Here is a 21,970-nt window from a genome sequence, read left to right on the forward strand (position 1 = left end):
AAAAGACAGATGGCTCGGATCACGTTACGTCAATTGCTCGACCACGCGGCGGAGAACGATTACGGCGTACCGGCCTTCAACATCAACAATATGGAGCAGGCGCTGGCGATCATGGACGCGGCCAACCAGGTCGACGCGCCCGTCATCATCCAGGCCTCGCGCGGTGCGCGCTCCTACGCCAACGACGTCATGCTCAAGCACATGATGGACGCGGTGACCGAGATCTATCCGCACATCCCGGTCTGCGTGCATCTCGACCACGGCAACGAGCCGGCGACCTGCATGACCGCGATCCAGGCCGGCTTTACCTCGGTGATGATGGACGGCTCGCTCAAGGCCGACGGCAAGACCCCCGGCGACTGGGGCTACAATGTCGGCGTCACCAAGACCGTGACCGACATGGCCCATCTCGGCGGCATCTCGGTGGAAGGCGAGCTCGGCGTGCTCGGCTCGCTCGAAACCGGCATGGGCGACAAGGAAGACGGCCACGGCGCCGAAGGCAAGCTCAGCCACGACCAGCTCCTGACCAATCCGGACGAGGCCGTGAAGTTCGTCCAGGAGACCAGGGTCGACGCGCTCGCGATCGCGATGGGGACCTCGCACGGCGCCTACAAGTTCACCCGCAAGCCGGACGGCGACATTCTCGCCATGAACGTGATCGAGGAGATCCACCGCAAGCTGCCGAACACGCATCTGGTGATGCACGGCTCCTCCTCGGTGCCGCAGGACCTGCAGGAGATCATCAACGCCAATGGCGGCAAGATGAAGCCGACCTGGGGCGTGCCTGTGTCCGAAATCCAGCGCGGCATCAAGAACGGCGTGCGCAAGATCAACATCGACACCGACAACCGCATGGCCATGACCGGCCAGATCCGGAAAGTGCTCAAGGACAATCCGGAAGAGTTCGATCCGCGCAAATATTTGAAGCCGGCGATGGAGGCGATGACCAAGCTGTGCAAGCAGCGCCTCCAGGAGTTCAACACCGCAGGCCAGGCCTCCAAGATCAAGAAGGTCCTGACCACCGCCGAGATGGCCAAGCGATACGCCAAGGGCGAGCTGGACCCGAAGGTAGCGTAAGGGCCGCAAACGCTCTCTCGTCCCCCTCGCCCCGCTCTTGCGGGGAGAGGGCGGGGTGAGGGGCTGTTTCCGCATAATTGGTGACAAATGGACTCGCGGAGAGTCCCCCTCACCCGCCGCGCTGGTGCGCGTCGGCCTCTCCCCGCCAGCGGGGAGAGGCGAAGAACCCAGCCTCCCCCCTTTACCCTGCGACGAACGTTAACTCGGCAATTGCCCGAGAACGGTCTATTTTCACGGGCAAGGGCAGAATCGTTTTGGGAGGACCCCTCGATGAATCTGACTGAGCTCAACAGGATCGCGACCGCCATGGTCGTATCAGGCAAGGGTATCCTCGCCGCCGACGAATCCTCCGGCACCATCAAGAAGCGCTTTGACGCGATCGACGTGGACTCGACCGAAGACAACCGCCGCGACTATCGCGAGATGCTGTTCCGCTCCAGGGAGGCCATGAGCCAGTATATTTCCGGCGTGATCCTCTATGACGAGACGATCTGGCAGGATGCCAAGGACGGCACGCCGCTGATCAGGCTGATCGAGCAGAGTGGTGCCATTCCCGGCATCAAGGTCGACGAGGGGACGCAAGCCCTGCCGATGTGCCCGGGCGAACTGGTCACCGTCGGGCTCGACAAGCTCGCCGAACGGCTGAAGAAATACTATGAGCGCGGCGCGCGCTTCGCCAAATGGCGCGCTGTGATCGACATTGGCAGCGGCATCCCCTCGATGACCGCGATCAGCGTCAACGCCCATGCACTGGCGCGCTATGCCGCGCTGTGCCAGGCCGCGCAGATCGTGCCGATCGTCGAGCCCGAGGTGCTGATGGACGGCGATCACGACATCGACCGCTGCTATGAGGTGACGACCCGCGTGCTCAACAAGACGTTCCAGGAATTGCGCGTGCAGCGCGTCGCGCTCGAAGGCATGGTGCTGAAACCCAACATGGCAATATCGGGCAAGAAATGCGCAAAGCAGGCTTCCGTCGAGGAGGTCGCCGAGAAGACGATCCGGCTGCTCAGGGCTTGCGTGCCCGCGGCCGTGCCCGGCATCGCCTTCCTCTCCGGCGGCCAGTCCGACGAGGAGGCGACCGCGCATCTCAACGCCATGCACAAGCTCGGCCCGCTGCCCTGGGGCCTGACCTTCTCCTACGGCCGCGCCCTGCAGGCCGCGCCGCAGAAAGCCTGGTCCGGCAAGGCCGAGAACGTCGCGGCCGGCCAAACCGCCTTCAGCCATCGCGCGCGAATGAACGGCCTCGCCTCCAAGGGCGAATGGCAAAGTAGCCTGGAAAAGAAGGCAGCCTAGATCTTGTCGAACAAACCGCCTCCGCCGCGCCCGGCGCCGCGCCTCTATCTCGCGACGCCTGTCGTCGATGATCCCGCTTCGCTTGTGGCCGAGCTGCCGGGCCTGCTGGCCGCCGCCGACGTCGCGGCCGTGCTGCTACGGCTGAAGGAGACGGACCAGCGCACCATGATCTCGCGCATCAAGGCGCTCGCTCCGCCGGTGCAGAAAGCGGGCGCCGCGCTGCTCGTCGAGGGCCATGCCGAGCTGGTCGCGCGCGGCGGCGCCGATGGTGCGCACCTGCCCGGCATCGCCGCGCTGAAAGAGGCACTGCCATCGCTCAAGCCCGATCGCATCGCCGGTGTTGGCGGGCTGACGACGCGGCACCATTCCATGGATGCGGGCGAGATGGGCGCGGATTACGTGCTGTTCGGTGAGCCCGATGCGAAAGGCCAGCGCCCCCAGGCGCAAGCCATCGCGGAGCGGCTGGACTGGTGGGCGGAGCTATTCGAGCCACCCTGCGTCGGCTTTGCCATGTCGCTGCAGGAAGCCCACGATTTCGCTGCCAGCGGCGCCGATTTCGTGCTGGTCGGCGACTTCATCTGGGCCGATCCGCGCGGGCCCAAGGCTGCGCTGATCGAGGTCGATGCTGCGATCAAGAAGGCCCATGCGACGGCGCTTGCGGGCCAAGATCCTGCGAGCCAGGAGCACGGCTAGCGCCCGACATGAAGCTCCCCTGCATCACCTTGCTGGCTACGCTGCTGCTCACAGTGCCCGCGGCCGCGCAGCTCCAGATTACCCCGCCGGCGACAACGCCGAGCGCGGCGCCTGAGAAGCAAAAGTCCAAGCCGCACGCGCTCACCAAGAAGAAAGAGGCCGCGCCGGCGCCCAAGCCTTCCGCCTCACCCAAGCCGTCCCCTTCCCCCAAGCCGGCCGCCACCGTGATCCCGGCGCCGCCGACCGAAAATTCCAACGTCGATCTGGTGTTCGGCGCCTATCAGCGCGGCCAGTACAAGACCGCGTTCGACCTCGCCACCGCCCGCGCGCAAGCCGGCGATCCCAAGGCGATGACAATGCTCGGCGAGCTCTATTCCAATGCCATGGGCATGCGGCGCGACTACGCCAAGGCCGCCGAATGGTACAAGCGCGCGGCCGATGCCGGCGACCGCGAGGCGATGTTCGCGCTCTCCATGCTGCGCATTTCGGGCCGCGGCGGCCCGATCGACAAGAGCGAGGCGGTCAAGCTGATGGCGTCGGCCGCCAAGCTCGGCGAGCCCAGGGCGGCCTATAACCTCGCTCTGCTCTATCTCGACGGCCAGACCCTGCCGCAGGACGTGAAGCGCTCCGCCGAGCTGCTGCGCCAGGCCGCCGATGCAGGCCTGCCCGAGGCGCAATACGCGCTGGCGACCTTCTACAAGGAAGGCACCGGCGTGCCGAAGGACGCGGAACGCTCGGTGCGGCTGCTCCAGGCCGCCTCCCTCGCCGACAATGTCGACGCCGAGGTCGAATATGCCATCGCCATGTTCAACGGCACCGGCACGCCGAAGAACCAGCCGGCTGCCGTCGCCCTGCTCCGCAAGGCCTCTCGCCAGGGCAGCGCGATCGCGCAGAACCGGCTGGCGTGGGTGCTGATCAACGGCGTGGGCACGTCCGTAGACAAGGTCGAGGGCTTCAAATGGCACCTGGTGGCCAAAACCGCCGGCAAGGGCGACCCGGAGCTCGACAAGCAATTATCCGACCTGCCGGCCGAGGACCGGGCCAAGGCGGAGGCCGCCGCCAGAAAATGGCTCGGGACCAAATGACTTGACGCAATGACTTGACCTGAGGGCCCTTGCAGGGCACCCAGTCCCCCAAACAGGCGTGATTTCCCGCCATTTCCCCCGATCAAGACCAGAGCTCATGCTGTATTCCGCCACTATCAACGTCATGGTCAAAGCCGCGCGCCGCGCTGGCCGCAGCCTCAAGCGCGATCTCGGCGAGATCGAGCATCTCCAGGTCTCGCTGAAGGGGCCTGCCAATTTCGTCTCGCTCGCCGACAAGCGCGCCGAGGAGATCCTCTACCAGGACCTCGCCAAGGCGCGGCCCGGCTACGGCTTCATCGGCGAGGAGGGCGGCACGCGCGAGGGCTCCGACAAGAGCCACACCTGGATCGTCGACCCGCTCGACGGCACCACCAACTTCCTGCACGGCATCCCGCAATTCGCGATCTCGATCGGCCTCGTGCGCGAGGGCACGATCATTGCGGGCGTGATCTACAACCCCGCCAATGACGAGCTCTACATCGCCGAGCGCGGCAAGGGCGTCTTCCTCAACGACCAGCGCCTGCGCGTCGCCGGCCGCCGCCAGCTCAACGAATGCGTGGTGGCCTGCGGCCTGCCTCATATCGGCCGCGGCGACCACGAGGAATTCCGCCGCGAGATGACCGCGATCCAGGACCGCGTCGCAGGGCTCCGCCGCTTCGGCGCCGCCTCCCTCGACCTCGCCTTCGTCGCCGCCGGCCGCCTCGACGGCTATTGGGAACGCAATCTGCAATCCTGGGACATCGCCGCCGGCATGCTGATGGTGCGCGAAGCGGGCGGCACGGTGAGTGACATCAACACGCCCGGCGAAGCGCTGGTCACCGGGGACGTGGTGTGCGGGAATGAGTACGTGCACGGGGAATTGGTGAAGATCTTGCGGAAGCCGGCGTAAGACGCATCGTCATTCCGGGACGCGCCTCTTGGCGCGGACCCGGAATCCATTGATCCGCATCAATGGTGGCATGATGGATTCTCAGATGCGCAACTGCGCATCATAGTTCGCGCTTCGCGCCCGGAATGACGACGGTGGCGTTACGTCGACCGCACCGGCGCCGGTGGCCCGTACGCCTCGCCCTCTCTCGCTACCTTCTCCCTGTCCCCTGCCAGCACGCGCTGTACCGAGACGAAGAACACCGGCACCATCAACAGCGCCAGGATCACGACCGCGATCATGCCGCCCATCACGATGCTGCCGAGCGCCTGCTGGCTGGCGCCGCCGGCGCCGTGGGCGATCGCCATCGGCAGCACGCCGCAAATGAAGGCGAGGCCGGTCATCAGGATCGGGCGGAAGCGCAGGCGGCAGGCCTCGATGGTGGCTTCCACCAGCGGCTTGCCTTCTTTCCGCAGATCCTTCGCGAATTCGATGATCAGGATCGCGTCCTTTGCCGCAAGGCCGATGATGGTGATCAGGCCGACGGTGAAATAGACGTCGTTGGGCAGGCCGCGCAGCATGGCCGCGATCACCGCGCCGACGATGCCGAGCGGCACGGTGAGCAGCACCGCGAGCGGAATGGTCCAGCTCTCGTAGAGCGCCGCGAGGCACAGGAACACCACGAACACCGACAGACCGAGCAGGAACGGCGCCTGCGAGCCCGACAGCTTCTCCTGGAGCGACTGCCCGGTCCATTCGTAGCCGAAGCCGCGCGGCAGACGGCCGGCAAGACGCTCCATCTCGGCGATCGCGTCACCCGAGGTGAAGCCGGGCTTGGCCTCGCCGGAGATGCGCACCGCCGGATAATAGTTGAAGCCTGCGATCTGGGTCGGGCCTCGCGCCCATTCCACCGTGGCAAAGGACGAGAACGGCACCAGCTGACCGCGGCTGTTCTTGACGTTGTAGTTGAGGATGTCCTCGGTCCGCATGCGGTCGCGGGCGTCGGCCTGCACCACGACGCGCTGCATGCGGCCGCGGTTCGGGAAGTCGTTGATGTAGTTCGACCCGAGATTGGTCGAAATCGTGTTGTTGATGTCCTCGAAGGTGACGCCGAAGGCACCGGCCTTCTCGCGGTCGATCATGAGATTGACCACCCCGGCCTCGGGCAGGCCTTCGACATAGACCTTCTGAAGCACGGGACTGGCGTTGGCTTCCGCGATCAACTGATCGGCGGCGCGCATCAAGGCCGGATAGCCCTTCTGTCCGCGGTCCTGGAGGCGGAACGAGAAGCCCGACGAGTTGCCGAGATTGTCGATCGGAGGCGGCTGCAGCGCGGAGATTTTGGCGTCGCGGATCGACGCCCCCAGATCGCGGTTGATGTCGTTGACGATCGCCGCGGCCGAATCCTTCGGTCCACGCTCCGACCAGTCCTTCAGCGTGATGAAGGCCTGCGCGGTATTCATGCCCTGGCCGGAGAAGCTGAAGCCGGTGAGGAAGGTGACATCTTTCACGCCCGGCCGTTCAGCGAGATATTTCTCGACCTTCTCGATCACGGCCTCGGTGCGGGGATAAGAAGAATCCGACGGCGTTTGCACGTCGGTGGTGACGAAGCCCTGGTCGTCGATCGGCAGGAAGCCGCCCGGCAGGCTGACGAAGGCCCAGGACAGGCCGACGAGCAGCGCGACATAGACCAGCATCAGGCGGCCGGTCCGCTTCAGCGAGAAGCCGACGGTGCGGGAATAGCCTTCCTTGCCGCCTTCGAGCACGCGGTTGAACCAGCCGAACACGCCCCGCTTCGCATGACCGTGGCCGGCCGCAACCGGCTTGAGCAAGGTCGCGCACAGCGCCGGCGTCAGCGACAGCGCGAGGAATGCGGAGAAGCCGATCGCCGCGACCATGGTGACCGAGAACTGGCGGTAGATGATGCCGACCGATCCCGGGAAGAACGCCATCGGCACGAACACCGCCATCAGCACCAGCGTGATGCCGATGATGGCGCCCGATATCTGCGACATCGCCTTGCGCGTCGCCTCCTTCGGCGGCAGCCCCTCCTCGCTCATGATGCGCTCGACGTTCTCGACCACGACAATGGCGTCGTCGACGAGGATGCCGACCGCGAGCACCATGCCGAACATCGAGAGCATGTTGATGGAATAGCCGGCGAGCAGCAGCGTGGTGCAGGCGCCCAGAAGCGCCACCGGCACAACGATGGTCGGGATGATGGTGTAGCGGATGTTCTGCAGGAACAGGAACATCACCACGAACACCAGCACCACGGCTTCGACCAGCGTCGTCAGCACCTTCTTGATCGAAGCCTCGACCACCGGCGTGATGTTGTAGGGAATCTCGTAAGTGATGTTGGCCGGAAAGAAGCGCGACAGCTCCTTCATCTTCTCTTCGACCGCGCTCGCGGTCGCCAACGCATTGCCGGTCGGCGACATCAACACCGAGAGACCGGCGGTCGGCTTGCCATTCAGGCGCGTGTTGAACTGGTAGCTGAGGCCGCCGACCTCGATGCGCGCAACGTCGCGCAGGCGCACGGTCGAGCCGTCGGCATTGGCGCGCAGGATGATGGCGCCGAATTCATCCGGGGAAGACAGCTGGCCCTTGACCAGCACCAGCGAGGAGGTGCGCTGGCTCGAGGTCGACGGCTCGGCGCCGATGCTGCCCGAGGCAACCTGCGCGTTCTGCGCGGCAATGGCCTTGTTGACGTCGTCGGCGGTGAGCCCATAGCCGACGAGCTTGGCCGGATCGACCCAGACGCGAAGCGAGCGCTCGGTCGAATAGAGCGTGGCGCGGCCGACGCCGGGGATGCGGCGGACTTCACCGAGCACGTTGCGGATCATGAAGTCGCCGAGCCCGACCTCGTCGAGGCTGCCGTCGGTCGAATTCAGCGTGATGATCTGGAGCACCGCGCTCGAGGCTTCCTCGATCAGGATACCCTGCTGAATCACCGCGCGCGGCAGGCGCGCCTCGACCCGCTTGATGCGGTTCTGCACCTCGACCGAGGCCGCGCTGGTATCGGTGCCGGGCACGAAATTGGCGATGATCTCGACCTGGCCGAGCGAGTCGCTGGTCGATTCGAAATTGAGGATGCCGGAGGCGCCGTTGAGCTCCTCCTCGATCAGTCGCGTGACGCTGTTGTAGAGGTTTTCGGGCGAGGCGCCAGGATAGCTGGTCGAGATCGAGATCGAGGGCGGCGCGATGATCGGATATTGCGCGATCGGCAGCAGCGGCACGGCAATTGCGCCGATCAAGCAGATGAACAGCGCGACCACCCAGGCAAAGATTGGCCTGTCGATAAAGAAACTCGCCATGGCGCGTTACCGCGTGAGCTTCAGGGCGTGCCGGTTGTCCGCGGTCGCGTCCGCCTCCGACCAGGATTGCGGCTTGACCTTGTCGCCGGCGGCGAACTTCTGGAAGCCTTCAACCACGACCTTGTCGCCGGCCTTCAGGCCCTCGGTGACAAACCAGATTCCGTCCTGCACCGACCCCGTGCGCACCGGCTGCACCGCGATGTGGTTGTCGTCCTTGACGACAAACACTTCGCTGCCGCCGCCGCCATTGCGCTGGATCGCCTGCTGCGGCACCGCGATCGCGTCGCTATCGAGACCCTGGTCGATGCGGACGCGGACATACATGCCCGGCAGCAGTTCGCGCTTGGGATTGGGGAACTCGCCGCGCAACGTCACCTGCCCGGTGTGGGCGTCGACCTTGGCGTCGGAGAACAGCAGCTTGCCGTCGAGCGAATAAAGCGTGTTGTCGTCGAGCACGAGGCGCACCTTGGCGGCGTCGGACGCGATACGCTCGAGATCGCCGGTTTCGAAGGCGCGGCGGAGCTGGTTGAGCTCGGTCACCGACTGGGTGAAGTCGGCATAGATCGGATCGAGCTGCTGGATGGTGGCGAGATTGGTCTCGTTCTGCACGGCGAGCGCGCCTTCGCTGACGAGGGCCGCACCGACGACGCCGTCGATCGGCGCGCGCACGGTGGCATAATCGAGATTGAGCTTTGCCCGCGCGAGCTCGGCCTTGCGTCCCTCGACCTCGGCGTGGGCCTGACGCTCGGCCGCGATCGCCTTTTCGTTCTCGGCTTCCGGCGCGGCGCGGTCCTTGGTGAGCGCAGCGACGCGGCGTGCCTGCTGGTGCGCCTGCATCGCAGCAGCCTCGGCCTTGGCGAGCGCCGCCTCGTTGGCCAGCACCTCGACCTCGAACGGACGTGGATCGATGCGGTAGAGCGGATCGCCTGCCTTCACCTCGCTGCCCTGGCGGAACAGGCGCTCGACCACGATGCCGGAGACGCGCGGCCGCACGTCCGAGACACGCGTCGGCGCGATGCGTCCCGGCAATTCCCGGACCACTGCGCGCGGCTGCGGCTTAACAATGACGATGCTGACGTCCGGATAGGTGGGCGGGGCGGCAGACACGGCGGAGCTGGATTCGTCGCAAGCACCAAGCAGCGGCGCCAGGGCCGCGAGCAGTATTGCAACGCATGCCGATCGCGCGCGAAGTCCTGACATGAAATGGGGTGCCCCGATATTGTTGAAACTAATCATGCTCGCGCGAGGCCCGTTCTGGGCCCTTTACACGCGGCTGATATCGCCAAAATAGAATGCATCTGCTGCGATGCAACGCATGGCGCGGGCGGCTCATTGTCACACAGCTTACGTAATTGAAATAAGAAGGCTTTTGCCGTGTCACTTGATTGTGAGTCGGGGTTCCACCGGCGCGTGTGCGGCGGAACATCGCAATTACTCGGCGGCCTTCATCCGGTAGTGACTGACCCCCCATTCGGTTCCATCGGCATAGCCGAACAGGCCCGATGTTGCGAGCAAGAACCAGCGCCAGCGCCGCATCCACAGGCAGGTCTGTTCGCCATAGACGTGGCGCAGGGACGCCTCGATCGCATCCCGATGCGTGTCGAAATTGGCGAGCCAGTCATTCGTGGTGCGCTGATAATGCGTGCCGCTCCAGCACCATTCCTTCTCGACCGTGATGATGTCGTGGAATTGCCTGACGAGGTGATGGCTCGGCATCAGCCCGCCGGTGAAGACGTGCTGCGCGATCCAGTCCTCGCGATCGAGCCGGTCGAACAGCTGCGAGCCGGAGCGATGGGTGACGATCTGCATGAAGAAGCGCCCATCCGGCGCGAGCCATGACCGCAGCCGCGACATCAGCTTGCGCCAGTTCATCATCTGCTCGAACATCTCGACCGAGACGATGCGATCGAACTGGCCGTCGGGCGCGAACACGTTCATGTCCGCCGTGACAACCCGCAGGTTCAGCAAGCCGCGCCGCCGCGCCTCCTCCTCGACATGAGCGCGCTGCGCCTGCGAGGTCGACACCGCCGTCACCTTGGCGTGTGGAAACTGCCGTGCCATCCACAGCGACAGCGAGCCCCAGCCGCAGCCGAGCTCGAGGATGGTCTGGCCGTCGGCGAGGCCGGCATGCTCGACCGTCTGGCGCAGCGCCTCCTCCTCCGCCTCCTGCAAGGTGGTCGCATCGGTCTTGTAGAAGCAGCAGGAATATTTGCGGCTGGGGCCGAGCATTTCGGCGAAGAACGCCGCGGGCACCTCCTCACGCCCGGCCTCAGCGTTTTCGGCGATCGGCCGCAGCATCATCCGGCCGGCGAATGCGGCGTCGGCGGCCGCGTCATGCGCGGCGAGGCGGGTTGCGCTGCGGGAGCACAGGCGCTGGATCGCGGCGCGGATCACGACGTCCGGCAGCGGCACGCGTTCGGCAGTCCCGATGATCGCGGAAACGACACTCATGCGCCCCCCGAATGGCGAATCTCTGCAGATAGCTGCTTATCAAAGCCCCGCTTCCGGTCCGGGTTCCCCGAGCTGTCCCCGAAATCGGCGCATCCGGCGCTTTTTTTGGGCCGGCGCTGTGCCATAGTGCGCGCCGCAAGCAAGCTTTTGGAATGGATGATACCGGCCATGCCGTCAGGCGCCTCGCCCCGCTCCACCATGGATATCGAGTACACAAAGCTGTCCTCACCCAGCGTCTTCCTGGTGAGGATGCTGGTCTTCCTGGTGCTGTGCACGCTGGTCAGCGTGGTGCTCTACAAGCAGATCATCCAGGCCTTCTTCGCCAATCCCGGCCTCAATGCCCTGATCGGCGGCGTGCTGTTCATCGGCATCATCCTGGCCTTCCGCCAGGTCATCCGACTCTACCCTGAGGTCTCCTGGGTCAACAATTTCCGCATCGCCGATCCGGGCCTGGCGCCGGCCCGGCACCCGAAACTGCTGGCGCCGATGGCGGCGATCCTCGGCGGCGAGCGCTCCGGGCGAATGTCGATCACCCAGACCACCATGCGGCATTTGCTCGATTCGATCGCGACCCGCCTGGATGAAGCCCGCGACATCTCGCGCTACATGACCGGCCTCCTGGTGTTCCTCGGCCTGCTCGGCACCTTCTGGGGCCTGATCGAGACGGTCGGCTCGGTCGGCAAGGTGATCGACGGGCTCAAGGTCGGCGGCGATTCCGGCGCGCTGTTCGACACGCTGAAGGAGGGCCTCGCAGCCCCGCTGGGCGGCATGGGCATCTCGTTCTCCAGCTCGCTGTTCGGCCTCGCCGGATCGCTGATCCTCGGCTTCCTCGATTTGCAATCGAGCCAGGCGCAGAACCGTTTTTACACCGACCTGGAAGACTGGCTCGCCACCACGGTGCGCGAATATGGCAACGGCGAGGTCGCGGTCGCTTCCGGCGGCGGCGGCGGCGGGGTCGCCAGTGGCGAGCTCCAGGCCGCGGTCGAACGCTTACGCTCCGTGCTCGAGGAAGGCAGCGCCAGCCGCGGCACCACGGCGGCGATGGCGAGCCTTGCCGAAGCCATCCAGGCGCTGGTCTCGCACATGCGCACCGAGCAGCAGATGATCCGCGAATGGGCCGACGGCCAGGGCGAGCAGAACCGCGAGATCCGGCGTCTGCTGGAGCGCATCGCCCGCCAGCCGGAAAAGAGCTGAGACGATCTCGTGCCCCGGACGCGACGCAGCATGAAATGATGCGTCGCTGAGCCGGGGCCCAGCGTCAGGGACAATATGGTCCCGGCTCTGCGAAGCAGCGTTGCACGCTGCATCGCGTCCGGGACACGAAAGTGGAGACGGACAACATGGCTCTAGCGCGCGGCCGCCGCAGCGAAGGCGCCTTCAACTACTGGCCCGGCTTCGTCGACGCGCTGTCGACGCTGGTGCTGTCGATCGTGTTCCTGCTGTCGGTGTTCCTGGTGGTGCAATTCTTCCTGTCGCAGGAGGTCACCGGCAAGGACAAGGCGCTGGAGCTGCTCAACGCCAAGATCGCCCAGCTCAATGAGCTGTTGTCGCTGGAGAAGCTCGGCAAGCTCACGCTCGACGACCAGGTCTCGCAACTGAAGGCCGGTCTCGCCTCGGCCGAGACCGAGCGCGACCGCATCAAGGGCCTCTATGATGGCCTCGCTGCCGCCGGCAGCGACGCGCAAGGCAAGACCTCCGAGCTCGGCAAGGCGCTGGATTCGGAGAAGGCGGTCTCGGCGCGGGCGTTGGCCCAGATCGAGGTGCTGAACCAGCAGATCAGCGCGCTCCGGCGGCAATTGGCGGCGCTGGAAGAGGCGCTCGACGCGAGCGAGAAGCGCGACAAGGAATCGCAGAACCGCATCGCTGATCTCGGGTCCCGCCTCAACGTGGCGCTGGCGCAGCGCGTGCAGGAATTGTCGCGCTACCGCTCGGAATTCTTCGGCCGCCTGCGCGCCATCCTCGGCAACCGGCCCGACATCCGCATCGTCGGCGACCGCTTCGTGTTCCAGTCCGAGGTGTTCTTCGACACTGGCCAGGCGGTGCTTCTGCCCGAGGGCCGCGCCGAGCTCGACACCTTGGCGGCCGCGCTGATCGAGCTCGACAAGAAGATCCCGAGCGACATCCCCTGGGTGCTGCGCGTCGACGGCCACACCGATGTGCGTCCGGTCAACGGTCCGAACTTCAAGTCGAACTGGGATCTGTCCGCGGCACGTTCGATCTCGGTGGTGCAATATCTGGTCTCGCTCGGCGTACCCGCCCAGCGCCTCGTCGCGGCCGGCTTCGGCGAATTCCAGCCGCTCGATCCCGGCAACACGGAAGAGGCCTACAAGCGCAACCGCCGCATCGAGCTGAAGCTGACGGAGCGGTAGTGAGCGCGATCCACCTCCGCCCCTACGCGGCCTCCGACGAAGCCGCCGCGATCGACCTCTGGCATCGCACCTGGCAGCAGGCCTATCCGCAGATCGACTTCGCGGCACGGCTGGAATGGTGGCGCGAGCGCTGGCTGAGGGATCTGGTGCCGAACGCCTCGATCGTGGTCGCGGAAGCGGACGGCGCGCTGACCGGCTTCGTCACCATCGACGGCGACGGCTATCTCGACCAGCTCGTGGTCGACCCTGATCACTGGGGCTCGGACGCCGCCCGGCTGCTGGTCGACGAAGCGAAACGCCTGTCGCCATCAGGCATCACGCTGCTCGTCAACAAGGACAATTCCCGCGCCATCCGCTTCTACGAGCGCAACGGCTTTGCGCATGCCGGCGACGATGTGAACCCGACCTCGGGCCGGCCGGTGCTGAAGATGGCCTGGCGGGCGTAATTCTGGCGGGCGTGAGGCCTGTCACGCAGGGATCCTGCGAGGTCGGTTATTCGTTGTGTCAGCGATGACAAGCGAATGGAGGCGATCGATGCGGCTGCGCGATCTTGCCAAGGGTTCCTCGGTGTTTCTGGGCGTCATCGTCGCCGGATATTTATCGACGACCTATGTCGACCAGCGTTTTGCCGCGCCCAAGGTCTCCGAACGGACAGAGTCGGCCTCAGCCTCGGCCTGCGTCGGGGAGGACGGCAGCTGGAAGAACTGGCAGTGGCCAAACGTGCCTGCGCTGTCGCCGAAGTGCCGGTAAACCCGCCTGCCCAAGACAAAACGTCGAAAACAACCCCATGCACAGTAAACGGCGCAAGCAAAGTCAATAGCTTACGAACCGGCCCTGAGGGCCTCAAGCCCCCTCGAACTGCAACCTCGCCAGCCGCGCATAGAGCCCGTTCGCGGCCACGAGCTCGGCATGCGTGCCCTGCTCGACGATCTTGCCCTGGTCCATCACCAGGATGCGGTCGCAGGACAGCACGGTGGCGAGGCGATGCGCGATCACCAGCGTGGTGCGGTGGCGCATCAGCTCTTCCAGCGCTGTCTGCACCAGCGTTTCGCTTTCGGCATCGAGCGCGGAGGTGGCTTCATCGAGAAGCAGCAGCGGCGCATCGCGCAGGATGGCGCGGGCGATCGCGATGCGCTGGCGCTGGCCGCCGGACAGCGTCACACCGCGCTCGCCGAGCGGGGTGTCGAAACCTTCGGGCAGGCGGCGGATAAATTCGGCGGCATGCGCGAGCTCGGCGGCGCGCTCGACCTCGGCGTCGGTTGCATCGGGCCGGCCGAAGCGGATGTTCTCGCGGGCGCTGGCGGCGAACACGTTCGATTCCTGCGGCACCAGTGCGATGCGCGCGCGGAAATCGCGGGGATCTGCGGACTTGACCGGCACGCCGTCGAGCGAGATCACGCCGCTGCGTGGATCGTAGAAGCGCAGCAACAGGTGAAAGATCGTGCTCTTGCCGGCGCCGGACGGACCGACGATCGCGACCTTCTCGCCGGGGCGCACCGTGAATGACACGGCATCGAGCACATTGACGTCGCGCCGCACCGGATAGGCGAAGCTGACCCGGTCGAAGCCGACTTCGCCGCGTGCCGGCACCGGCAGCGCGCGGGGGGACGCGGGCGCCTTGATGTCGGGCTGCACATGCAGGATCTCGAACAGCCGTTCGGCCGCGCCGGATGCCGCCGAGACCTCGCCCCAGACCTCGCTGAGCTGGCCGAGGCCGGCTGCGGCGAACACCGCATAAAGCACGAACTGACCGAGCCGGCCCGGCGAAATCGCGCCGGTGAGCACGTCATGCGAGCCGATCCAGAGGATCGCGACCACGCTTGCGAACACGATGAAGATGATGATGGCGGTGAGCACGGCGCGCGCCTGGGTCGAGGTGCGCGCGGCCTCATAGGCCTGCTCGACCTCGCCGCCGAAGCGCTTCTCGGCGAATTGCTCGCTGGTGTAAGCCTGCACGGTGCGGATCGCGCCGACCAGCTCGCCCGCATAAGCCGACGCGTCGGCAAGGGTGTCCTGCGCATTGCGCGACAGACGCCGCACCCAGCGCCCGAAGGCGACCAGCGGCAGCACGATCAAGGGAATCGCCAGCAGCACGAAGCCCGACAGCTTCGGACTCGTGATCACCATCATCGCCGCGGCGCCCAGAAACATCATCAAATTGCGCAGCGCGATCGACACTGAGGCGCCGACGGCCGATTTGAGCTGGGTGGTGTCGGCGGTGAGCCGCGAGATCAATTCGCCGCTGCGAGCGGAATCGAAGAAGGCGGGAGACAGCGAGAGCAGATGGGCGAAGACGTCGCGCCTGAGATCGGCGACGATGCGCTCGCCGATCGTCATCACGAGGTAGTAGCGCGCGGCGCTGGCGAGCGCGAGCACGCCGACCACCGCGAGCATCACCGAGAAGTAGCTGTTGATCAGCTCGATGCCCTCAGGCGTCAGGCCGAAATCGATCATCCGGCGCACCGCGACCGGCACCAGCAGCGTGGTCAGCGCCGCGACCGTGAGTGCGACGAAGGCCAGCGCCGCCCGGCCGCGATAGCGGCTGACATAGGGCGCCAGCGCGAGCAGCGGCCGCAGCTTGGCGCGCCCCTTGGCCGGCTCTTCGATCAGCTCGGCCTCGATCGACGGGGTGTCCGCGGCATTCATTCCGGGCCGATCGACATACTGGTCATCAAGCCGTTCCACTGCGCTCATGAGATCCAACCCATTGCATTCGTTTGCTCCCAATAGGCCGGTGCAAGGGTAGTGGCAAATCCGGGAAGTCCCTTAGGGGCAAACCCGGTTCACCGCCCGGAGTGGCTTGTTTTAGCGGGTTTCGTGAGGTATAGAGCCGCCCAAATCCGTCATTCGATAGCCACCCAAGAAGGCGCCGGGGCGCCGAGGAATTGCCATGAAAGCCGAAATTCACCCGAACTATCATACGATTAAGGTCGTGATGACCGATGGAACCGAGTACCTGACCCGCTCGACCTGGGGCAAGGAAGGCGACACGCTGAACCTCGACATCGACCCGAAGTCGCACCCGGCCTGGACCGGCGGCAATGCCCAGCTGATGGATCGCGGCGGCCGCGTCTCGCGCTTCCAGAAGAAGTTTTCGGGCTTTCTCAAAAAGGATTGATCCGGCCCGCAATGGCTGGAGACGAAAAACGCCCCCGGTGAGCCGGGGGCGTTTTTGTTTTAGGAGGGGCCTGACCAAAGCCGAGATTTCGTAGGGTGGGCAAAGCGAAGCGTGCCCACCAAACCCCTGCTGTAGTCCCAAATGAGAGATGGTGGGCACGGCGCTGCGCGCCTTTGCCCACCCTACGGCACCTGTGAACTACAGCACCCTACCGCTCGAACGCCGCCTTCAGCGCGTTGAGGTGCGGCACCAGCGGATTGCCGATCGCGATGTGTTCGGCCGGCGGGGTGTGGATGGTGGTGTCGAGGCGGCGGACGCGGGTCTGCAGGCTCATCGAGCGATGGATCAGGTCCTGGAGCTGCGAGGGCAGCTTCTCGATGGTGTCGGCGGGGCCGGGGTCGGCAGCGCTGAGCTTGACCTTGGTCTTCTCCCGATTGGCCTGGCTCAACGTCATCTCGCCTTCCTTCACCGCGCGGTGCAGCAGCAGCCACGAGGCGAGCTGCATCAGGCGGGTGGTGAGACGCATGCTCTCGGTCGCGTAGGTGAGGCTGACGGCACGGTCGAGCGCCTTGGCCTCGGTGCGGCCGGCGCCGTCGAGATAGGCGGCGGTCTCTTCGACGAGGTCCATGCCCTCGCGGAACAGGACGCCGAACGCCGCAGAATTGGTGAACCGCTCGCTGAGTTGAACGAGAGCGCCGTCGGCCTGCAAACGTTCCATGGTTAACGCCTCTTACGCAACTGTTTGACTGCCCGGCTTTAGCGCCGGCTTATGATGAACAAATCATTGCGCGGGCGGGACGCGGAGTCCAGTGACAAGCACGGTTATGGTTTCCGCGGGTCATTCCTCGGAATGCAACTGGGCGGAGACTCTTGTTTTGACGCGTATTCTTGACGCGAAGCGGTAGCCACGCCGCTCGAGACGCCGTGCGCAAAAAAAGAGCCGCCGGAGACCGGCGGCTTTGAAAGTTGATAACAGGGAGGCGTCAAACAGAGTGGACAGGAGCCACTCGGTGTCCAAACGAGGACAGTTCCAGTCATAAACCCGAAAGCTTAATCGACCGTAAACGAGCGAATTTTTTGAGGGTTCGTTAGCCATGTCGGCCAGTGACCGAGCGGAGGTGGAACAAACTCTGCCCGCCGTTTTGACGTCCTGGGGGTATGGGTTCCGGGCTCGGCGCTGCGCGCCGTCCCGGAATGACGACGCGAAGGTGCGACTGCGCGAGACGTGGGTCCCGGCTCTGCGGAGCGTCACTGCGTGCCGCACCGCGTCCGGGACACGAGAGGCGTGAAAATCCTACGACTTGAAAAAGCTGTTCGCCGCATCGCGTGAGGCGCGCTTCTTCGTAGCGGCTTCTTCCAGCCTTGCGATCTCGGTCTTGAGCAGCGTGACGCGCTCGGTCAGTTCCTCGACCGACAAGAGCGAGAGGTCCTGCCCGATTTCATGGCTGATCTTCTTGCGCGGGCGGTCGTCGTCTTCCGTCGCCATCCTCGTTCCTCCAAAGTTCGCGCACCCAATGCTGAGGCGGTTGCCAGCTTGGATCACGCTGGCTAAGCAAGGGCCTCGTTCATCCCGCACCTTCACCCAAGGACACATCATGGACAAGCTGCCCGCGCAAATGACCGTGGTCGCCATCTCCAAGCCCGGCGGACCCGAAGTGCTGGTGCCGGAACAACGCAGCATTCCGCAGCCCGGTCCCGACGAGATCCTGGTCAAGGTGATGGCCGCCGGCGTCAACCGGCCCGACGTTGCGCAGCGCTCGGGAGCCTATCCGCCGCCGCCCGGCGCCAGCGACCTGCCCGGTCTCGAGATCGCGGGCGAAGTGGTTGCCGTCGGCAGCAATGCCAAGCGGCACAAGATCGGCGACAAGGTGATGTCGCTGGTCGCCGGCGGTGGCTATGCGCAGTACTGCATCGCCCAGGACGCCCAGGCGATGAGCGTGCCGCCGGCGCTGTCCATGAAGGAAGCCGGCTCGCTGCCGGAAACCCTGATGACGGTCTGGCACAACGTGTTCGAGCGCGGTGGCCTGAAGGAAGGCGAGACGCTGCTGATCCATGGCGGCTCCTCCGGCATCGGCACCATGGCGATCCAGCTGGCGAAGGCGTTCGGCGCGAAAGTGTTCGTCACCGTCGGATCACAGGACAAGATCGACGCCTGCCTCAAGTTAGGCGCCGACCGCGCCATCAACTACAAGACCGAGGACTTCGTCGCCGTCGTCAAGGAAGCGACCAACAAGGAAGGTGTCAACCTGATCCTCGACATGGTCGCCGGCGAATATGTCGACCGCAATTATGATGCCGCCGCGGTCGACGGCCGCATCGTGCAGATTGCGACGCTGAATGGCCCGAAGGTCAGCGTCAACATCGCCAAGGTGATGGTCAAGCGCCTTACCCACACCGGCTCGACCCTGCGCCCCCGTAGTAATGCGGACAAGGCGGCGATGGTGGCCGCAATCGAGCAGAAAGTGATGCCACTTTTGCGCGAAGGCCGCGTCAAACCGCTGATGGACAGCACTTTCCCCCTGGAAAAGGCAGCCGATGCGCACCGGCGCATGGAAACGAGCGCACATATTGGCAAAATTGTGTTGGAGGTCTAGGCCAACGGCCCACGGGAGACGCCGGAAACCCTTTGATTTTCCTCGCTTTCGTGGCATCTATCGCGACGCACCGAACCACTTCCGTTCGGTTTGAAATCGTCTTCACTGAAGAGTTTGCGTCGAACGCGGAGAACTGGCCTTGCGTCTGATCAGGTGCCTCGCGCCCATCGCGCTGGGCCTCATGATTCTTGTCGCCGCGTATCCCGCGCGCGCGCTCGACGCCGTCAGCGTCCGCAGTGACGCGCCCGCGATCGACCTCACCGGCGTGCTCGAGCATCAGCGCAGCGATGCGGACCGCATCCAGGTCTCCACCGCGCCCGGCACCGACGGCATCGTCCGCCGCATCGAAGTGCGCGCCCGCGAGGGCGGCCAGAACTGGGTGGTGTTCGCGCTCGCCAACAACACCGACGACCAGCTCGACCGCCTGATCGTCGCGCCGCATTACCGTATCGTTTCCTCGGGGCTCTTGTGGCCCGACCTCGGCCTGTCGCGCATTGCAACCATCACGCCCTCCACCGGCGACCGGCCGGAGCGACAGGAAAGCCCGACCGCCGACGTCTTCCGCGTCACGCTCGACCCCGGCGCCGTCATCACCTTCGTCGCGGAGCTGCGCACCGACAAGCTGCCGCAGCTCTATCTGTGGGAGCCGGAAGCCTACAAGGACAAGGTCAACTCGTTCACGCTGTACCAGGGCATCGTGATCGGCATCTCGGGCCTGCTGGCGCTGGTGCTGACCATTCTGTTCGTGGTGAAGGGCAGCATCATGTTCCCGGCCGCCGCGGCGCTGGCCTGGGCGGTGCTGGTCTATATCGGCGTCGATTTCGGCTTCTGGGGCAAGGTGCTCGACATGTCGAACAACGCCGAGCGCATCTGGCGCGCGGCGGGTGAAGCAATTTTGGCGGCGACGCTGCTGGTGTTCCTGTTCGCCTATCTCAATCTCAGCCGATGGCACGTGCGCTATTCGCACATCACGGTGGGCTGGCTCGCGTTCCTGGGCTCGCTGGTGGCGCTCGCGCTGTTCGACCCAGCGGTGGCCTCCGGCATCGCGCGCATTTCGCTGGTGCTGATCGCCTTCGCGGGCTTCGCGCTGATTGTCTATCTCTCCACCCACGGCTTCGACCGCGCGGTGCTTTTGATCCCGACCTGGTTCCTGCTGGTGGTCTGGGTGGTCGCGGCCGGCATGACGGTCGCGGGTTCCGTGACCAACGACATCGTCGGCCCGGCGCTACTCGGCGGCCTCGTGCTGATCGTGATGCTGATCGGCTTCACGGTGATGCAGCACGCCTTTGCCGGCGGCGGCGCCACCACCGGCGTCGTCTCCGACATCGAGCGGCGCGCCCTGGCGCTGGCCGGCTCCGGCGATCTGATCTGGGACTGGGACGTTTCCGCCGACAAGGTTTTTACGAGCCCCGAGACCGAAGCCCTGCTCGGCCTCAAGCGCGGCACGCTCGAAGGCCCGGCCGCCTCGTGGCTCGAAGTGCTGCATCCGCTCGACCAGGACCGTTTCCGCGCCGCGCTCGACAGCGTGCTCGACCAGCGCCGCGGCCGCCTGGTGCAGGATTTCCGCCTGCGCACCCCCGACGGCCATTTCATGTGGTTCGCGCTGAAGGCGCGCCCGGTGGTCGGCTCGGACGGCGAGGTCTCGCGCGTGGTCGGCACGCTCACCGACGTCACCGAGCTGCGCAACGCCGAGGAACGCCTCCTGCACGATTCCGTGCATGACAACCTCACCGGCCTGCCCAATCGAAAACTGTTCATGGACCGGCTGGGCGCGGTCGCGCATTTTGCCAAGACCATGCCGACGCTGCGCCCGACGCTGATGGTGATCGACCTCGACCGCTTCAAGCAGGTGAACGATTCCGTCGGTATCGCGGTCGGCGATTCCATCCTGTTGACGCTGGCCCGCCGCCTCACCCGCATCCTGAAGCCGCAGGACACGCTGGCCCGCTTGGCCGGCGACCAGTTCGGCCTGATCCTGCTCTCGGAGCAGGACCCCGCCCGCATCACCGCCTTCGCCGAGACCATCCGCAAGACCATCCGCGCGCCGATCGCCTTCAACGACCGCGAGATTTTTCTCACGGCGTCGATCGGTCTCGCGCTTTCTGATCCGCAGGTTCAGCTCACGGACGAGATCATCAAGGACGCCGAGCTTGCGATGTATCACTCCAAGCGCATCGGCGGCGACCGCATCGACGTCTACAAGCCCGCGATGCGCGCGCGGAAGACCGATCGCCTGACGCTTGAGAGCGAGCTGCGCCGCGCCATCGAGCGGCAGGAGCTCACGATCCTGTATCAGCCGATCGTGCGGCTGGAGGATCGTTCGGTCGCCGGCTTCGAAGCGCTGGTGCGCTGGGATCACCCGAAGCTCGGCCGCATGGCGCCCTCGGAATTCATCACCATCGCCGAAGAGACCGGCCTGATCGTCGACCTCGGCATGTTCGTGCTGGACCAGACCGCCAAGCAGCTCTCGATCTGGCAGCGCGCGATGCGCTCGCGCGAGCCGATCTTCGCCTCGGTCAACGTCTCTTCGCGGCAGTTGCTGCGCCACGATCTGATCCACGACATCCGCACCGTGCTGTCGCGCTCCTCGGTGGCGCGCGGCACGCTCAAGCTGGAATTGACGGAATCGCTGGTGATGGAGAATCCGGAGCACGCAGCGCAGATGCTGACGCGGATCCGCGAGCTCGGCACCGGGCTCTCGCTCGACGATTTCGGCACCGGTCATTCGTCACTGGCCTATCTCCAGCGCTTCCCGTTCGACACCATCAAGATCGACCAGTCCTTCGTGCGCACGACCAATCGCGGCACGCGGCCGGTGATCCTGAAGTCGATCATCGCGCTCGCGCACGACCTCGGCATGGACGTTGTGGCCGAAGGCGCCGAGACCGATTCCGACGCGGTCGAGCTCTACCAGATGGGCTGCGAATACGCGCAAGGCTTTGCCTTCGGCGAGCCGATGGACGCGGACGCCGCGATGCGGCTGCTGACCGAAGTGCGGCTCGAAGCGGCGAGCTAGGCTTCTCTTTTCCCTTCTCTCCTTGTGGGAGAAGGTGGCGCGAAGCGCCGGATGAGGGGTCTTTCTCCTCTCGAAACCTTGGAGAG

At 65.4% G+C, this 21,970-nt stretch carries 18 protein-coding genes; 12 read left to right on the top strand and 6 right to left on the bottom strand.

Annotation, left to right across the window (positions count from 1 at the left end; translation table 11 throughout):
* Nucleotides 1-9 precede the first annotated feature (9 nt).
* The 5 genes from fba (at nucleotide 10) to GGD66_RS35515 (ending at nucleotide 5,040) form a co-directional block, all read left to right on the top strand.
* Entirely contained in the window at nucleotides 10-1,077 is a 1,068-nt protein-coding gene (gene fba, locus GGD66_RS35495; protein ID WP_018318707.1) for a class II fructose-bisphosphate aldolase, read from the top strand.
* A gap of 270 nt (nucleotides 1,078-1,347) precedes the next feature.
* Nucleotides 1,348-2,373 (top strand): class I fructose-bisphosphate aldolase, encoded by a 1,026-nt coding sequence (locus tag GGD66_RS35500; RefSeq protein WP_183261345.1) that lies wholly within the window; start codon nucleotides 1,348-1,350, stop codon nucleotides 2,371-2,373.
* Between the two features lie 3 nt (nucleotides 2,374-2,376).
* A complete protein-coding gene (locus GGD66_RS35505) occupies nucleotides 2,377-3,066 on the top strand; it encodes a thiamine phosphate synthase (RefSeq protein WP_183261347.1) in 690 nt (229 codons plus the stop codon).
* Nucleotides 3,067-3,074: 8 nt separating this feature from the next.
* On the top strand, nucleotides 3,075-4,151 hold the full coding sequence (locus tag GGD66_RS35510; RefSeq protein ID WP_183261350.1) for a tetratricopeptide repeat protein: 1,077 nt from the start codon (nucleotides 3,075-3,077) through the stop codon (nucleotides 4,149-4,151).
* Between the two features lie 97 nt (nucleotides 4,152-4,248).
* Nucleotides 4,249-5,040, top strand: coding sequence for an inositol monophosphatase family protein (locus tag GGD66_RS35515; protein ID WP_183261354.1), 792 nt, complete (start codon nucleotides 4,249-4,251; stop codon nucleotides 5,038-5,040).
* A 140-nt stretch (nucleotides 5,041-5,180) separates the two neighbouring features.
* Here GGD66_RS35515 and GGD66_RS35520 read toward each other — a convergent pair whose 3' ends face one another.
* The 3 genes from GGD66_RS35520 to GGD66_RS35530 all read right to left on the bottom strand — a co-directional run bounded on the left by GGD66_RS35520 (nucleotide 5,181) and on the right by GGD66_RS35530 (nucleotide 10,787).
* Nucleotides 5,181-8,336 carry a multidrug efflux RND transporter permease subunit gene (locus tag GGD66_RS35520; protein WP_183261356.1) on the bottom strand — a complete coding sequence of 1,052 codons (3,156 nt, stop codon included), beginning with the start codon at nucleotides 8,334-8,336 and terminating at the stop codon, nucleotides 5,181-5,183.
* A 6-nt stretch (nucleotides 8,337-8,342) separates the two neighbouring features.
* Nucleotides 8,343-9,536 (bottom strand): efflux RND transporter periplasmic adaptor subunit, encoded by a 1,194-nt coding sequence (locus GGD66_RS35525; protein ID WP_018318713.1) that lies wholly within the window; start codon nucleotides 9,534-9,536, stop codon nucleotides 8,343-8,345.
* Between the two features lie 231 nt (nucleotides 9,537-9,767).
* Nucleotides 9,768-10,787, bottom strand: coding sequence for a cyclopropane-fatty-acyl-phospholipid synthase family protein (locus GGD66_RS35530; RefSeq protein ID WP_183261358.1), 1,020 nt, complete (start codon nucleotides 10,785-10,787; stop codon nucleotides 9,768-9,770).
* Nucleotides 10,788-10,955: 168 nt separating this feature from the next.
* Here GGD66_RS35530 and GGD66_RS35535 point away from each other — a divergent pair, with 168 nt between their 5' ends.
* The 4 genes from GGD66_RS35535 to GGD66_RS35550 all read left to right on the top strand — a co-directional run bounded on the left by GGD66_RS35535 (nucleotide 10,956) and on the right by GGD66_RS35550 (nucleotide 13,906).
* Nucleotides 10,956-11,981, top strand: a complete 1,026-nt coding sequence (locus tag GGD66_RS35535; protein ID WP_183261360.1) for a flagellar motor protein MotA — start codon at nucleotides 10,956-10,958, stop codon at nucleotides 11,979-11,981.
* Between the two features lie 146 nt (nucleotides 11,982-12,127).
* On the top strand, nucleotides 12,128-13,156 hold the full coding sequence (locus GGD66_RS35540) for a peptidoglycan -binding protein (RefSeq protein WP_026202059.1): 1,029 nt from the start codon (nucleotides 12,128-12,130) through the stop codon (nucleotides 13,154-13,156).
* Nucleotides 13,156-13,602: a GNAT family N-acetyltransferase gene (locus GGD66_RS35545; protein WP_183261362.1), complete on the top strand. Its 447-nt coding sequence runs from the start codon at nucleotides 13,156-13,158 to the stop codon at nucleotides 13,600-13,602. Before GGD66_RS35540 ends, GGD66_RS35545 begins: the two co-directional genes overlap by 1 nt.
* Nucleotides 13,603-13,690: 88 nt before the next feature.
* The gene (locus tag GGD66_RS35550) at nucleotides 13,691-13,906 is read left to right on the top strand and encodes a hypothetical protein (protein ID WP_020508691.1); all 216 of its coding nucleotides are present in this window, start codon (nucleotides 13,691-13,693) and stop codon (nucleotides 13,904-13,906) included.
* A 93-nt stretch (nucleotides 13,907-13,999) separates the two neighbouring features.
* Here GGD66_RS35550 and GGD66_RS35555 read toward each other — a convergent pair whose 3' ends face one another.
* The gene (locus GGD66_RS35555; protein ID WP_183261364.1) at nucleotides 14,000-15,850 is read right to left on the bottom strand and encodes an ABC transporter ATP-binding protein/permease; all 1,851 of its coding nucleotides are present in this window, start codon (nucleotides 15,848-15,850) and stop codon (nucleotides 14,000-14,002) included.
* Nucleotides 15,851-16,046: 196 nt separating this feature from the next.
* Here GGD66_RS35555 and rpmE point away from each other — a divergent pair, with 196 nt between their 5' ends.
* Nucleotides 16,047-16,274 carry a 50S ribosomal protein L31 gene (gene rpmE / locus GGD66_RS35560; RefSeq protein WP_007599895.1) on the top strand — a complete coding sequence of 76 codons (228 nt, stop codon included), beginning with the start codon at nucleotides 16,047-16,049 and terminating at the stop codon, nucleotides 16,272-16,274.
* Between the two features lie 208 nt (nucleotides 16,275-16,482).
* On the opposite strand, the gene GGD66_RS35565 is transcribed toward rpmE, so the two are convergent.
* Together GGD66_RS35565 and GGD66_RS35570 are read right to left on the bottom strand one after the other, a co-directional pair.
* Nucleotides 16,483-16,992: a DUF1465 family protein gene (locus tag GGD66_RS35565; RefSeq protein WP_183261366.1), complete on the bottom strand. Its 510-nt coding sequence runs from the start codon at nucleotides 16,990-16,992 to the stop codon at nucleotides 16,483-16,485.
* A gap of 576 nt (nucleotides 16,993-17,568) precedes the next feature.
* Nucleotides 17,569-17,760, bottom strand: a complete 192-nt coding sequence (locus GGD66_RS35570; protein WP_018318721.1) for a DUF1192 domain-containing protein — start codon at nucleotides 17,758-17,760, stop codon at nucleotides 17,569-17,571.
* A 109-nt stretch (nucleotides 17,761-17,869) separates the two neighbouring features.
* Here GGD66_RS35570 and GGD66_RS35575 point away from each other — a divergent pair, with 109 nt between their 5' ends.
* A complete protein-coding gene (locus tag GGD66_RS35575) occupies nucleotides 17,870-18,868 on the top strand; it encodes an NAD(P)H-quinone oxidoreductase (protein WP_183261368.1) in 999 nt (332 codons plus the stop codon).
* A 139-nt stretch (nucleotides 18,869-19,007) separates the two neighbouring features.
* Nucleotides 19,008-21,884: an EAL domain-containing protein gene (locus tag GGD66_RS35580; protein WP_018318723.1), complete on the top strand. Its 2,877-nt coding sequence runs from the start codon at nucleotides 19,008-19,010 to the stop codon at nucleotides 21,882-21,884.
* Nucleotides 21,885-21,970 lie beyond the last annotated feature (86 nt).

The sequence above is a fragment of the Bradyrhizobium sp. CIR48 genome, from assembly GCF_014198315.1.
Lineage (GTDB): Bacteria > Pseudomonadota > Alphaproteobacteria > Rhizobiales > Xanthobacteraceae > Bradyrhizobium.